This window comes from Ruegeria arenilitoris, from assembly GCF_013030265.1.
In the GTDB taxonomy this organism is placed as follows: Bacteria; Pseudomonadota; Alphaproteobacteria; order Rhodobacterales; family Rhodobacteraceae; genus Ruegeria; species Ruegeria arenilitoris_E.
This window is the reverse complement of record NZ_WPZQ01000003.1, coordinates 452,490-465,813: the sequence shown is the minus strand read 5'-3', so window position 1 is coordinate 465,813 and position 13,324 is coordinate 452,490. Positions and strand designations below refer to the sequence as shown.

At 56.5% G+C, this 13,324-nt stretch carries 15 protein-coding genes; 11 read left to right on the top strand and 4 right to left on the bottom strand.

Features of this window, described 5'->3' with window-relative positions; translation table 11 throughout:
- Positions 1-47: 47 nt before the first annotated feature.
- Positions 48-1,337: a TAXI family TRAP transporter solute-binding subunit gene (locus GOX61_RS07595; RefSeq protein WP_170332558.1), complete on the top strand. Its 1,290-nt coding sequence runs from the start codon at positions 48-50 to the stop codon at positions 1,335-1,337.
- On the opposite strand, the gene GOX61_RS07590 is transcribed toward GOX61_RS07595, so the two are convergent.
- A complete protein-coding gene (locus GOX61_RS07590) occupies positions 1,321-2,301 on the bottom strand; it encodes a DMT family transporter (RefSeq protein WP_170332557.1) in 981 nt (326 codons plus the stop codon). The genes GOX61_RS07595 and GOX61_RS07590 overlap by 17 nt on opposite strands.
- A 154-nt stretch (positions 2,302-2,455) precedes the next feature.
- Here GOX61_RS07590 and GOX61_RS07585 point away from each other — a divergent pair, with 154 nt between their 5' ends.
- From GOX61_RS07585 to uvrC, 7 genes are all read left to right on the top strand, one after another.
- Complete coding sequence (locus tag GOX61_RS07585) at positions 2,456-2,980, top strand: CoxG family protein (RefSeq protein WP_170332555.1); 525 nt, start codon at positions 2,456-2,458, stop codon at positions 2,978-2,980.
- 90 nt (positions 2,981-3,070) lie between these two features.
- The gene (locus GOX61_RS07580) at positions 3,071-4,000 is read left to right on the top strand and encodes an ABC transporter ATP-binding protein (protein ID WP_170332553.1); all 930 of its coding nucleotides are present in this window, start codon (positions 3,071-3,073) and stop codon (positions 3,998-4,000) included.
- Positions 3,997-4,758, top strand: a complete 762-nt coding sequence (locus GOX61_RS07575) for an ABC transporter permease (protein ID WP_155142142.1) — start codon at positions 3,997-3,999, stop codon at positions 4,756-4,758. The genes GOX61_RS07580 and GOX61_RS07575 overlap by 4 nt, the downstream gene beginning before the upstream one ends.
- A 116-nt stretch (positions 4,759-4,874) precedes the next feature.
- Entirely contained in the window at positions 4,875-5,672 is a 798-nt protein-coding gene (locus tag GOX61_RS07570; protein ID WP_170332551.1) for a S49 family peptidase, read from the top strand.
- Between the two features lie 168 nt (positions 5,673-5,840).
- Entirely contained in the window at positions 5,841-6,803 is a 963-nt protein-coding gene (locus GOX61_RS07565) for a calcium/sodium antiporter (protein WP_170332549.1), read from the top strand.
- Between the two features lie 21 nt (positions 6,804-6,824).
- On the top strand, positions 6,825-7,604 hold the full coding sequence (locus GOX61_RS07560) for an SDR family oxidoreductase (RefSeq protein WP_170332546.1): 780 nt from the start codon (positions 6,825-6,827) through the stop codon (positions 7,602-7,604).
- A 290-nt stretch (positions 7,605-7,894) separates the two neighbouring features.
- Complete coding sequence (gene uvrC / locus GOX61_RS07555) at positions 7,895-9,769, top strand: excinuclease ABC subunit UvrC (protein ID WP_155142132.1); 1,875 nt, start codon at positions 7,895-7,897, stop codon at positions 9,767-9,769.
- On the opposite strand, the gene GOX61_RS07550 is transcribed toward uvrC, so the two are convergent.
- The gene (locus tag GOX61_RS07550) at positions 9,766-10,650 is read right to left on the bottom strand and encodes a DMT family transporter (protein WP_170332543.1); all 885 of its coding nucleotides are present in this window, start codon (positions 10,648-10,650) and stop codon (positions 9,766-9,768) included. The genes uvrC and GOX61_RS07550 overlap by 4 nt on opposite strands.
- Positions 10,651-10,867: 217 nt before the next feature.
- Between GOX61_RS07550 and pgsA the strand changes: the two genes are divergently transcribed.
- From pgsA to GOX61_RS07535, 3 genes are read left to right on the top strand one after another with little or no spacing between them, the layout of a single operon-like run.
- Entirely contained in the window at positions 10,868-11,536 is a 669-nt protein-coding gene (pgsA, locus tag GOX61_RS07545) for a CDP-diacylglycerol--glycerol-3-phosphate 3-phosphatidyltransferase (RefSeq protein WP_155142128.1), read from the top strand.
- Between the two features lie 3 nt (positions 11,537-11,539).
- On the top strand, positions 11,540-11,785 hold the full coding sequence (gene moaD, locus GOX61_RS07540) for a molybdopterin converting factor subunit 1 (RefSeq protein ID WP_155142126.1): 246 nt from the start codon (positions 11,540-11,542) through the stop codon (positions 11,783-11,785).
- A gap of 4 nt (positions 11,786-11,789) precedes the next feature.
- A complete protein-coding gene (locus tag GOX61_RS07535; RefSeq protein WP_170332541.1) occupies positions 11,790-12,233 on the top strand; it encodes a molybdenum cofactor biosynthesis protein MoaE in 444 nt (147 codons plus the stop codon).
- A 50-nt stretch (positions 12,234-12,283) separates the two neighbouring features.
- Here the strand turns inward: GOX61_RS07535 and GOX61_RS07530 are convergent, their stop codons facing one another.
- Both GOX61_RS07530 and GOX61_RS07525 read right to left on the bottom strand, forming a co-directional pair.
- A complete protein-coding gene (locus tag GOX61_RS07530) occupies positions 12,284-12,814 on the bottom strand; it encodes a hypothetical protein (protein ID WP_170332539.1) in 531 nt (176 codons plus the stop codon).
- Positions 12,815-13,003: 189 nt separating this feature from the next.
- A complete protein-coding gene (locus GOX61_RS07525) occupies positions 13,004-13,324 on the bottom strand; it encodes a hypothetical protein (RefSeq protein ID WP_050603973.1) in 321 nt (106 codons plus the stop codon).

Sequence of the window (13,324 nt, the reverse complement as noted above, 5' to 3'; positions counted from 1 at the left end):
GCGCCCGGGCCTTAGCGTCACAGGCGGGATGGACGAGCGAGGGGATGATGCGCCTCTGGATTATGATTTGTGTCGCCATGGTGTTGGCGATCCTGACGGCTATTGTGGTGCAACTGCACCCGCCGGGTACCGTGCGGCTGGCTTCTGGCCCGGCTGGTGGGGCCTATGTCGAAGAAGCGGAAGATTATGCCGATATTCTGGCGCGGGATGGCATTCAGGTCGAGATTATCAAGACTGCCGGTTCGGTTGAAAATGCGCAGCTTCTGGAAGAGGGGCAGGTTGATGCCGCTTTTCTGCAGGGCGGTATTCAGGTGGACAAAAACAGTGCCGAGGCGCTGGGCGCGATGTTCTATGAGCCCGTTATCTTTCTGGTGCGCAATGACGCTGTGATCCCCGGAAACCCGGCTCTCTGGCGGGGCCTGCGGATCAACAGCGGGGCAGAGGGATCAGGCACTGCAGCCACATTCCGAGAATTCGAACGCGCGGTTGGATTGTCGTTGTCCGACAACACGCATCTGTCCATTCCCTATGGGGAGGCCGTGAGTGCCTTGTTGAACGGGGAATTGGATATCGCGGTGTATGTCGCGCCGATTGAGGCACCCTATTTGCAGGATGCCTATCACGAGCCGGATCTGCGTGTGCTGGAACTGGATCATGTCCAGGCAATCTCGCGTCGGCTGTCGCATGCCACGGTGGTAACAGTGCCAACAGGGGGCATGTCGCTTGAGCCTGTACATCCGCCTAGGCCGGTTGATCTGATCGCGCTTGAGGCGCGGCTGGTTGTGCGCCCTGATCTGCACCCCGCCTTGGTCAATCGTCTGACTATGGCGGCGATCGAGCTTTATCATCAGCAGGGGATCATAACCAACTCGGGTGAGTTTCCGAGTATCGAAGGTACGGGTCTGACGGTGAACAATACGGCCCGTCAGCTGATCCTGGACGGCCCGTCTACCTGGCACAATTGGCTACCCTACTGGGTCGCTGCACAAATCAACCGTGTGCTTCTGCTCTTTCTGCCATTTTTCTTTATTGTCGTTCCGCTGTTTCGGCTTTTGCCATTGGCATACGCCTACATCATGCGCTGGCGTGTCTGGCAGCACTACCCGGAAATCCGACAGATTGAGGAGGAGCTGGGCAATCATCCAAGCCCGGAAGAGCTGCGTGATATGCAAACCCATCTGAACGAACTGGATGAGCGGCTGGCCGGGCTGCGCTTGCCCGCAGCCTATCGGCAGGGACAGTATGATGCCCGCCTGCATCTGGAACTGGTTCAGAAACGGATTTCAGAGATGCAGAGGCTTGCCGCTGGTGGAGAGCCGGTCAGTACCGGCCCTTGACCTCGGCGCGTGCGACCTGACGTGCCTTTTGCTTTTCGCGGAAAAAGACGAACAGACCGGATCCCATGATCAGCAGGATGCCCAGCCATACGATGGGGTCGGGCAGTTCGCCCCAGATCAACCATCCCCATAAGATGGCCATGGGCAGGCCGGTGTATTCAAACGGAGCAACTGTGGCCGCGTCTGCCATCCGGTAGGCTTGTGCCAGACAGTAACCGACCACGCCGGAATTCAGGCCAAGGGCAATCATGTAAATCCAGTCCCCGTCAGCGGGCCAGGTCCATGCGCGAAGCAGAAAGTTCAGGCTTGGGTCGCTGGCCCCGGCGGCAAAGCGGCCATCACCGGCGACCACGAAGAACGCAAGAGACACCAGAATGAACATCCCCTGAATGTAGATGGCCAGCGCCGATGCTTTGGTTGTGGCACCCAGTTTACGCGTCAGGATCTGATTGGCGGCATAGGTTAGGGCCGACAGAACCGGCAGCATCAGAACGATCCTGTTTGCGGTTTCAGCCTCTCCGCCTTCCCACGGGCGTTGCATGATCACCACCCCGGCAAAACCGGCTACAACGGCGGTGATCCGCATGGGGCCAACCTTTTCGCCCAGAAATGGGATCGACAGGACTGTGATGAACAAAGGGGCAGCGAAGAACAATGCCGTGACTTCGGCCAGCGGTGCCGCCGCCAGGGCGACGAAGAACGTCATGTTCGAAACCACAACCATCAGACATCGGACGATATGCAGCCAGGGATGGCGCGTCTTCAACAGGCTGACGCCGCCTTCATATTGCAAAAGCGCAAAGGACAGCAGGATACCGATGGAGGATCGAAGAAAGACCATCTGATGCAGGGGATACCCTGAGGAAAGCTGTTTGATCAGCATGTCATTGACCGAAATGGCCACCATCCCCGCCACGATGAAGGCGATGCCAGCTGTCGCATTACTCTGAGGAGCGTTGGTCATGGTAATCCTTGTCAGGCATAAATCCTTTGCCTGCTGAAGGGCTACCATATTGTGAGTTCAAGTCTATCGGTGAATTCAATTCGGTTGCCTGATGACATGGTTCAGCGATAGGTCTTGAGTGTTCTGTCACCGGATAAATAGAAGGGGCCTTCAAATGCAGATGAGCGACACCCGAGAAATTCAGGCACCGCCCACTGATGTTTATGCGGCCCTGCTGGACCCCGAAGTGTTGAAAGCCTGTGTTGCCGGCACGCAGGAAATATCAGGCAATCCTGCGGATGGCTATGAGGCTACGGTCGTGCAGAAGGTCGGGCCTGTGAAGGCGACGTTCAAAGGCACAGTGACCATGTCGGACATGGTCGAAGGAGAGCGCCTGACCATTGCCGGTGAAGGCAAAGGGGGAGCTGCGGGTTTTGCCAAAGGCAGCGCCAATGTGACGCTCAGCCCCAGCGAAAGCGGTGGCACGGTTTTGGCCTATGACGTTGACGCCAAGGTTGGCGGCAAGCTGGCACAGTTGGGCAGCCGCCTGATCGACGGGTTTGCCAAGAAGATGGCAGATCAGTTTTTCATCAAGCTGCAGGAGCATTTCGAGGGGCCTGCAGAACCAGCCGAGGGTGAAGAGACCTCTGATGAAGAAGGCAAGAAAGGCTGGTTGGGGCGCTTGACTGGCCGCGACTGATCCCTGCGCACACGCGCAGGGCAATGTGCGATTTTGGCCTGTTCTGTCCCGTTCCGGCGCGATAGGGTCCCCGCCAGAACGAGGAAACGCATGTCGACAATTCTGTCTATCAAGAACCTTCGCAAATCCTATGCCGATGGTTTCGAAGCGCTGAAAGGCGTATCGCTGGATATCGAAGAGGGTGAAATCCTGGCTCTGCTCGGACCGAATGGCGCGGGCAAAACAACCCTGATTTCAACCATCTGCGGCATCACCACGCCAACCTCGGGTTCGGTTACTGTTGGTGGGCACGATATCCAGACAGAGTTTCGCGCGGCTCGCCGCATGATCGGGCTGGTGCCTCAAGAAATCGCACTGGAGCCTTTTGAAAAGGTCTGGAATACGGTTCGGTTCTCTCGCGGTCTGTTCGGATATGGCAATGACAGCGCGCGGATCGAGGAAATCCTGCGCAAACTGTCTTTGTGGGACAAGCGCAAGAACGCGATCAAAGAGCTGTCGGGCGGGATGAAGCGCCGGGTGCTGATCGCCAAAGCACTGTCGCATGAGCCACGCGTGCTGTTTCTGGATGAACCCACCGCAGGCGTTGACGTCGAACTGCGCAAGGACATGTGGGATATCGTCGCCGAACTGAAGGCCAGCGGTGTGACCATTATTCTGACCACGCACTATATCGAAGAGGCCGAGGCGATTGCCGACCGTGTTGGTGTCATCGACAAGGGCGAGCTGCTGCTGGTGCAGGAAAAAGACAAGCTGATGGCTCAGATGGGCAAAAAGCAGATCGAGGTCATGTTGAATGAACCCATCTCGGCGATTCCCGATTGCCTGTCTGCCCATAACCTGTCGCTGAACGGGCGGGGAGACATGTTGGTCTATACCTATGACACCAATGCCGAACGTACGGGCATCACCACATTATTGAACGATGTGGCGCAGGCCGGGTTGGTTTTGCGTGACGTTCAGACCCGGCAATCAAGCCTTGAGGAAATTTTTGTCAATCTGGTGTCGGGAGAGCCCGCATGAATTGGTCTGCAATCGCCGCCATCTACCGGTTCGAAATGGCCCGGTTCTTCCGCACACTGGCGCAGAGCTTCATCTCGCCCGTTCTGTCCACTTCACTCTATTTTGTGGTCTTTGGCACCGCCATTGGCAGTCGCATTCAGGAAGTCGAGGGGGTTTCTTACGGGGCCTTTATCGTTCCCGGCCTGATCATGCTGTCGGTCGTGATGCTTGCGATTTCGAACGCATCATTCGGAATCTATTTCCCGAAATTCCTGGGAACGATCTACGAGTTGCTTTCCGCGCCCGTCAATTTCATTGAAATCGTGATCGGATATGTCGGTGCGGCGGCAACGAAATCCCTGTTCGTCGGATTGGTGATTCTGGTTACGGCGACGTTCTTCGTGGATATTCGAATAGAACACCCGTTCGCCATGGCAGCATTCCTGATCCTGTCCTGTCTCAGCTTTTCCCTGTTGGGTTTCATCATCGGCATCTGGGCCAGCAATTTTGAACAGATGTCGCTGGTGCCTCAGCTGGTGGTGACACCTTTGATTTTTCTCGGCGGAACGTTCTATTCGATCTCAATGCTGCCACCGATCTGGCAGACCATCACTCTGTTCAACCCAGTGGTGTACCTGATTTCGGGCTTCAGGTGGTCCTTCTACGGCCTGGCGGATGTACCGATCGGCCTCAGCCTGCTGGCGATCCTTGCTTTTACCGGGATTTGCCTGGCCATTATCGGCTGGATCTTCAAAACAGGCTGGCGCATTCGCAGCTAGACCAGCGCCAGAGGCGTTGCATTTTTGCCCACCGGCTGTGTGAATTTAGTTCACGTCGCGTTTATGGCGCCTTCAGTCCCTTGTTTACGGGTTTAGGGGGCTCTACATCGGCATCCATGAAACTCAGCCTGCCGTTTCTCAAAAAGCAGCCATTCGTGGCCGTGGTCCGTTTGTCCGGTGCCATCGGAATGGCCGGTCGTGCGTCGTTGAATGACACGACGCTGGCCCCCGTTCTGGAAAAAGCTTTCCGCAAGGGTAAGCCGGTTGCCGTGGCGCTTGAAATCAACTCGCCCGGGGGCTCGCCTGTTCAAAGCTCGCTGATCGGTGCCCGGATCAGGCGGCTGGCGAAAGAGTTTGATGTACCCGTCATCGCCTTTGTCGAAGATGTGGCTGCATCTGGCGGGTACTGGCTTGCTGCGTCCGCGGATGAGATCTGGGCCGATGACAGTTCGGTCCTCGGATCAATTGGTGTGATTTCATCCGGATTTGGCGCGCATGTCTTTTTGGCGCGACAGGGGTTTGAACGCCGGGTGCATACCGCAGGCCAGTCCAAATCCATGCTCGACCCTTTCTCGCCAGAGAAAAAGGAAGATGTCGCGCGGCTGAAAGTGCTGCTTGGCGACATACACGAGAATTTCATTGCCTACGTCAAAGAGCGGCGCGGCGACAAGCTGGATCAAAGTGCCGATCTGTTCAACGGTGAGGTATGGCTGGCACGCCGGGCTCAGGAACTGGGACTGATCGAGGGTGTCGCGCATCTAAAGCCGAAACTGCAGGAGCGGTTCGGTGACAAGGTGAAATTCCGCCGCTACGGGGTTCGCAAGCCGATCTGGTCACGTTTTGGTGCCGAACTGGCACAGGATGCCATTGCAGGGATCGAGGAGCGGGCGGCATACGCGCGTTTCGGTTTGTGACGTGATTATCAAGGCGGTCACTCTGTTCCTCATCGCCATGGGTGTACTGGCGATGTTCGGCAAGCTGCGCTTTCCGGGGCAAAAGCGACTGAATTCGGCAAAATGTCCGCGTTGTGGACGGTTTAAGATCGGCAAAGGCCCCTGCGCCTGCGAAAAAGGAGGCCGGACATGACGGCGTGGCTGCTTTCTGGCCTTGGGTTGCTGATCCTTCTGCTTGCGGGCGATGCGCTGGTGCGCGGTGCGGTCAACCTGAGCCTGCGTCTGGGTGTCCCGGCGCTCATCGTCAGCCTGACCATTGTGGCCTTTGGTACGTCAGCGCCGGAATTGCTGATTGCGATTAGCGCGATAAAGGAAAATGCGCCTGGTATCGCCCTGGGTAACGTCGTCGGATCAAACACCGCCAATATCTTATTGGTTCTGGGTCTGCCTGCCTTGCTGGCGACGCTGCACACTAGCGAGTGCGACAGCCGCAAGAACTATGTCTTCATGCTACTGGCTTCGGTTCTGTTTATTGCCTTGGCGTTCTGCGGTGTCTTCAACCTCGTCAGCGGTGCAATCTTGTTGGCGGGTCTTGGGCTGGTCCTGATGAACGCCTTCCGCGAGGCGCACGCGCATCGCAAGGCTTGCGGTGAAGCCTGTGCTGACGATGAAGAACTGGAAGGTCTGGAAGAGGCCGACCCGGACATGCCCTATTGGAAAGTGTCGGTCTATCTGATCCTGGGTCTCATCGGGCTCCCGATGGGGGCGCATCTTCTGGTCGAAAACGCAACGGAGATTGCGCTGACCTATGGCGTCAGTGAAACGGTTATCGGTCTGACGCTGGTGGCGGTCGGTACGTCATTGCCGGAATTGGCGACAACGGTGATGGCGGCATTGCGGCGTCAGGCTGATGTGGCGCTTGGCAACGTCATCGGATCGAACATGTTCAACCTGCTGGCCATCGTGGGCATCGCGACCCTGTTCGGTCGTATCCCTGTTGATCCTGAATTCCTGCACTTTGATCTGTGGGTCATGCTGGGCGCATCCCTGCTGTTGGTTCCGTTCGTGTTTTTCAAACAGGACATTACGCGTGTCTGGGGGTTGATCCTGACACTGCTCTACGCCGTATACGTTATCAGCCTGTTGGCGTGACCTGACATTAGGAGGTGATCCATGACCCGAGCACTCGTGACCGGCGCCGGTATTCGTCTGGGCCGGGCCATGGCTTTGTATCTTGCACAGCGCGGATTTGATGTTGCGGTTCACTATGCCTCCTCGGAGCAACCGGCATTGGACACGGTGTCAGAGGTTCAGGAGATGGGGCGTCAGTCAGTCGCTCTGAAGGCTGATCTGCTGGACGAAGCTCAGGTCACTGCGCTGTTGCCGCGTGCGGCGGAGGCGTTAGGTGGACCGATTACCTGTCTGGTGAACAATGCGTCGATCTTCGAGTATGACAACATCCAAACGGCGACTCGACAAAGTTGGGACCGCCATCTGGACAGCAATCTGCGGGCGCCGTTCGTTCTGACCCAGGCTATGGCAGAACAGGGGCTGGAGCCCAGGATTGATGAGAACGGCGAGCCACAGGCCACAGGGCTGATCGTCAACATGGTCGATATGAGGGTGCGCAAACTGACCCCGGAGTTCATGTCCTACACGATCGCGAAAATGGGATTGTGGGCTCTGACACGCACCGCGGCACAAGCACTGACACCAGCGATCCGTGTGAATGCCATTGGCCCCGGCCCTACGGTGCAAGGTCATCGGCAGAGCGAAGATCACTTCAAGGCACAGCGTCAAAACACAATCCTTGAACGTGGGTCGAACCCTTCGGATATCACGGCTGCACTGGGCTATTTTCTGGATGCACATGCCGTCACGGGGCAGCTTTTGTGCGTCGATGGCGGTCAGCATTTGGGTTGGCAGACACCAGATGTGTTGGGTGTGGAATAGGTAATTCTGCTGCAAGTTTTGCACCGCTCTCATTCCTGTTACCCGCGCGTTACAAAAATGTCTTATTTTTCATGCACTTGCTACGCATTCAAAAAACTTTTGTTTGAAAACAATAGGTTAATTTGATGCCTAATTTTTGTGCAACTCAAGGAAAGGCCAAAGATTCAAGGGGATTTTGTTGCGCCTGGAAAGTTATCTGCACAGTTATCCACAGAAGTCGTGGATTTGTTTTCTCTTGATCTGAGACACACAAGATTGCAGCCATAGTCAGAGAATCATATCTGAGAGCCATGACTTCTCACAGCGAAACGACCTCGGACTCCCAACCCACCGGCTATGCCTGCATTCAGCGTTATCTCAAGACGCTGGACAGTTCGCCGGGCGTATACCGTATGCTCGACGCGGATAGTCGTGTGCTGTATGTCGGCAAGGCACGAAACCTCAAGGCGAGGGTTTCCAACTATGCGCGTCCGGGGCATTCAGGCCGGATCGAACGGATGATCGCGGCAACGGCCTCGATGATGTTCCTGACGACGCGGACCGAGACTGAGGCTCTGCTGCTCGAGCAGAACCTGATCAAGCAGCTCAAGCCCAAGTACAACGTGTTGCTGCGGGACGATAAGAGCTTTCCCAATATTCTGGTCGCCAAGGATCATGCCTTTCCGCAAATAAAGAAACATCGCGGGGCGAAGAAAGAGAAGGGCGCTTATTTCGGACCGTTTGCCAGTGCCGGGGCCGTAAACCGTACTTTGAACCAGCTGCAAAAGGCATTCCTGCTGCGCAATTGTTCGGATTCCATGTTCGACAGTCGGACGCGGCCGTGCCTGCTCTATCAGATCAAACGCTGTTCGGGACCTTGTGTTGATCTGATTTCCGAGGCCGACTACCGCGAAAGTGTCAAGGATGCGGAGCGGTTCCTGTCCGGCCGTTCGACCAAGGTGCAAGAGGAACTGGCCGAACAGATGATGGCCGCGTCCGAGGCGATGGAGTTCGAGCGTGCCGCCGGTCTGCGCGATCGTATCCGGGCGCTGACACAGGTGCAGACCTCTCAGGGCATCAACCCGCGCGGCGTGGCCGAGGCGGATGTGATCGGCCTTTATATGGACAGCGGGCAGGCCTGTGTGCAGGTGTTTTTCATCCGGGCAAACCAGAACTGGGGCAACAAGGATTTCTATCCGCGCGTCGGGCCGGATGTGTCGGCGGCCGAGGTGATGGAGGCGTTCCTTGGCCAGTTCTACGACAACAAGGAACCGCCCCGGCAGCTGATCCTATCGGATGCGATTGAAAACGCTGATCTGATGCAGGAGGCGTTGACTGAAAAGGCGGGGCGCAAGGTCGAAATCCTTGTGCCTCAGCGCGGGGAAAAGCAGGAGCTGGTAGCGGGTGCCTTACGCAATGCGCGGGAATCTCTGGCGCGTCGCATGTCTGAAAGCGCCACGCAGGCCAAGTTGTTGCGCGGTGTGGCCGAGGCGTTTGATTTGGACAGCCCGCCGGATCGGATTGAGGTCTACGATAACTCGCATATCCAAGGCACCAACGCCGTAGGTGGTATGATCGTCGCGGGGCCGGAAGGGTTCATGAAGAACGCCTACCGTAAATTCAACATACGCGGCGATGATCTGACCCCGGGCGATGATTTCGGCATGATGAAAGAGGTTCTGACCCGGCGCTTTACTCGTCTTCAGAAAGAAGACCCGGACCGGGAAAAAGGGATGTGGCCCGATCTTCTGTTGATCGATGGCGGAGCCGGGCAGGTGAGCGCCGTGCACGAGATCATGCAGGCCCACGGCGTCGAAGACATCCCGATGGTAGGTGTCGCTAAAGGTGTCGACCGCGACCACGGCAAGGAAGAGTTCCACCGTATCGGGCAACGGCCCTTTGCCCTGAAGCGAAATGACCCTGTTCTATACTTCATTCAGCGTCTGCGGGACGAAGCGCACCGGTTTGCAATCGGGACACACCGCGCCAAGCGGGCCAAGGCCGTGGGGGCGACGCCTTTGGATGAAATCCCGGGCGTTGGCGCCGCGCGTAAACGTGCTTTGCTGGCGCATTTCGGCAGTGCCAAAGCGGTCAGCCGGGCCAATCTGGCGGATTTGAAGGCGGTCGAGGGTATCTCAGCGGGTTTGGCGCAAAAGGTTTATGATTACTTCCACGACAAGGGTTAGGCTTTGCGCCCACGCCAGAGGATGTACATTCCCGAGGCCACGATCAGTGCGCTGCCGATCCACATTGTCTGGTCCAGTCGCTCGTCGAACATCACCACGCCAAGTCCAATTCCGAACAACAACCGCGAATAGCGGAATGGCGTGACTGACGACACCTCACCCGTGCGCATGGCTTTCATCAGCGAGGCATAAGCCATCACCCCCATAAGGATCGCGCCCGACATGTGCAGGCTGACATGTGTGGTCAGCGGTTCCATCGGGGCACCTTCCCAGAAGCTATAGGCCAATCCGGCGACGATGATGCAGAGGAACCCATAAAACCCCAGAACCTCGGTTCCCAGAGTGGCAGGGGCCGCGCGGCTGGCCAGATCGCGCCCGGCAAATCCCAGCATTCCTAACACGGCAAGGATCGACAGGGCAGAGAAACTGTCTCCGGTTGGTTTGATGATGATCACCACGCCGATCAGGCCGATCAGAATCGCGCTCCACCGTCGCCAGCCAACGGTTTCTCCGAAAAACATCGCAGCCCCGGCGACAACGACCAGAGGAGTGGCCTGCAAGATCACCGTGGCCGAAGACAGAGGCGTCAGAGCGATGGCCAGAACGTAGAAAAGCCGCCCGAGTATTTCAAAGATCACCCGCACCTTCATCGGGCGGGACAGCACATCGGGTTGGAACAGCCGGGTGCCTCGTATCACGGCGACTGCCGCAAAGATCACCGCGCCACCAGCGCCGAAAAGAACCAGCACCTGCCAGATTGGGATCGAGGAAGAGGCGCTTTTTATCAGCGCGTCCTCAAGTGCGAAAAGCGCCATGGCAGCGATCATCCAGGTGCTGCCAATCAGGTTCGATCGGGGATCGGTTTGAATATGTGCTGTCATGTTGTCCGACGTCCCGACTGCCTGAAGATGGTAACGGCCTGCCTCGGACCGGTCTGGTCGGCAATCTGGCCGGAAATGTAGCCGAGGCCAAGAAGTATCGGGTTGACTGTTCAGCCTTGCGACGCTTTGACCCGAACGGGGTCAACCGACTGTGATCCGAGCAGTTTTTGATCACTCTGTCTTTTCTGTCCTGAAACAGCAATGTAGGGTCGGCCTCATGAAATGGAACTTGCCCAACATTCTGACCGTCCTGCGGTTGCTTGCTGCCCCCGGACTGGCCGTGATGTTTCTGTACTTCACCCGTCCCTATGCGGATTGGTTTGCTCTGATCCTGTTCATGACAGCCGCTATTACCGATTGGTTCGATGGCTATCTGGCACGTGCCTGGAAGCAGGAAACCAAGATCGGGGCGATGATGGATCCGATTGCCGATAAGGCGATGGTTGTGATCGCTTTGATGATCCTTGTGGGATATTCAACCGAACACTGGACGCCATGGCTGGTGCTGCCCGCCACGGTTATCCTGTTTCGCGAAGTGTTCGTGTCGGGTCTGCGTGAATATCTGGGTGATGTTGCAGGAACGCTCAAGGTTACCAAGCTGGCAAAGTGGAAGACTACGGCACAGATGGTGGCAATCGCCGTGCTGTTCTCGCAGGGAATATTCGAGCATTACTTTGTGATGTCCACATTCGGTATGGATGCTGAGTTGATTGACCAGATCCTCAGCGGGCAGACCGAAGATGTGAACGGGCTGGCATGGAAGCTGGAAGGCATGTTCTGGGCCGGGCGGATCGGATTGTGGCTGTTGTGGATTGCGGCGACGCTGACATTGATCACAGGCTATGACTACCTACGTAAAGCCATGCCTCATCTGAAGGAGAGTTAAGGGATGGATGTACTGTATTTCGCCTGGGTGCGTGAACGGATCGGCCTCCCGAAAGAGAAGGTCGAGACCGAGGCTGCGACAGTCAATGACCTCGTGGCAGAGCTCAGTGCGCGTGAAGACCGTTATGCGGCTGCGTTCGCGGATCTGTCGGCGCTGCGTGTTGCACTGGATCAGGAGTTGTCCGACTTTGACGCGCCTCTTCAGGGTGTGCGGGAAGTTGCGTTCTTTCCGCCGATGACCGGAGGCTAAGTCGGTGCGCATTGCGGTTCAGCAGGAAGAGTTCGATCTTGGCGCAGAGGCAAATGCCTTTGCCGCCAGCGACACTGCGAATGGTGCAATCGTGACGTTTACCGGTGTTGTTCGTGATCTGGCTCGGGGCGACCTCGACGTAATGGAAATCGAACACTACCCGGGTATGACCGAACGGGCGATTACCAAAATCGCAGAAGAGGCCAAGTCGCGCTGGTCATTGGGGGATGTTCTGGTCATCCATCGGCACGGGCGTTTGGCACCGGGTGATCGTATCATGATGGTCGCGACCGCTGCACCGCACCGTAAGGATGCGTTCGAAGCGGCGGAGTATCTGATGGATTACCTCAAGTCCCGCGCGCCGTTCTGGAAAAAGGAAATCTCTGCTTCCGGGGCGGATTGGGTTGCGGCCAAGGACGAAGATGAAGACGCGCTGAGCCGCTGGTAAGCCTGTGGCACCAGCATCCTTGGACGGATGCTGGCATGGTTTTCAGAGGATCAGCTGGTCTGTTCCTGATTACATTTACGGGCAGCTTCGATGGCTTTGAGCGTGCCGTCCAAATTCACGGTGAACGCGAACTCTTTCTCAGGGAACACGGTCATATCGTATTTCTTCATCACATCGTCGACGAATTGCGGATTGTTCGCCAGGATGTAACCGCCGGTATATCCTTCGGCCAGATGCTTGGTTTTCTTATGCGCCTCGGCTGAATACAGATTTCCGTCTAGTGACAGAATGATCTCTTCTTTCTTACCTTTGAGGCCAATGTCATTCTTTGTGAACACACCGAGATATCCCATCTCGTGGTCCTTTGTCAGACCCATTTGCACAACGTTCTGATTTTCGTCCATCCGTTCGATCAGGCATGACCCGCGTGTTTCATCCACAAAAATGGTCCAGCCCGATTCCTCACCCCAATTGGTGAAGGTATCGTTTTCGGATGGGATGACATCACTCGAAGCGAATGTTGTGGTTGCGAAATAGGCAGTTACGATAGTCGCGGTGTTTAAAGTTGATTTGAAATTCATGGTACACTCCAATTTTGCTGGATAGTGAACACTGGTACGCGTAGGCAAAATCGTACCAATTCATGATATTGAATTTGTTGGGAAAACTGAAGTGAGTCGATTTGAACCGGCTAAAAGATGCCGATCCAGGCCACGAGTCAGTACGAAGTCTCTGACTGAAAACTGAGAGACAGGACCGCCAGGCCCGAGTTAATCTGCGTTGTTGATCCGACCGCGAAGCTCTTCGGCCTCTTGCCGGGCTGCGCGCAGGCCATCCATTGCCGCGGCAAGTTCTGCTTCGGTCTGGGTCAGCTGATTGGTCAGCTCGGCCTCGCGCTGTTGCAGATAGGTAATCGCCTGATCCCGGGTTTCCTCGGCCTCATGCAATTCCTGACTCATGCGATCCAGATCGGCCACGTCGCTTTGGCGGACGCGGGACAGTCGGTGCGCCAGCCAGTTGGCGAACCAGCCCATGCAAAAGGCCGCAAACAGGATGATGGCAGTGGCGATGATGAATTCGGTTCTGTTCAA

Coding starts and splice junctions, on each gene's coding strand:
- GOX61_RS07595 (WP_170332558.1), top strand. CDS start 48: ATGCGCCTCTGGATTATGATTTGTGTCGCCATGGTGTTGGCGATCCTG.
- GOX61_RS07590 (WP_170332557.1), bottom strand. CDS start 2,301: ATGACCAACGCTCCTCAGAGTAATGCGACAGCTGGCATCGCCTTCATC.
- GOX61_RS07585 (WP_170332555.1), top strand. CDS start 2,456: ATGCAGATGAGCGACACCCGAGAAATTCAGGCACCGCCCACTGATGTT.
- GOX61_RS07580 (WP_170332553.1), top strand. CDS start 3,071: ATGTCGACAATTCTGTCTATCAAGAACCTTCGCAAATCCTATGCCGAT.
- GOX61_RS07575 (WP_155142142.1), top strand. CDS start 3,997: ATGAATTGGTCTGCAATCGCCGCCATCTACCGGTTCGAAATGGCCCGG.
- GOX61_RS07570 (WP_170332551.1), top strand. CDS start 4,875: ATGAAACTCAGCCTGCCGTTTCTCAAAAAGCAGCCATTCGTGGCCGTG.
- GOX61_RS07565 (WP_170332549.1), top strand. CDS start 5,841: ATGACGGCGTGGCTGCTTTCTGGCCTTGGGTTGCTGATCCTTCTGCTT.
- GOX61_RS07560 (WP_170332546.1), top strand. CDS start 6,825: ATGACCCGAGCACTCGTGACCGGCGCCGGTATTCGTCTGGGCCGGGCC.
- uvrC (WP_155142132.1), top strand. CDS start 7,895: ATGACTTCTCACAGCGAAACGACCTCGGACTCCCAACCCACCGGCTAT.
- GOX61_RS07550 (WP_170332543.1), bottom strand. CDS start 10,650: ATGACAGCACATATTCAAACCGATCCCCGATCGAACCTGATTGGCAGC.
- pgsA (WP_155142128.1), top strand. CDS start 10,868: ATGAAATGGAACTTGCCCAACATTCTGACCGTCCTGCGGTTGCTTGCT.
- moaD (WP_155142126.1), top strand. CDS start 11,540: ATGGATGTACTGTATTTCGCCTGGGTGCGTGAACGGATCGGCCTCCCG.
- GOX61_RS07530 (WP_170332539.1), bottom strand. CDS start 12,814: ATGAATTTCAAATCAACTTTAAACACCGCGACTATCGTAACTGCCTAT.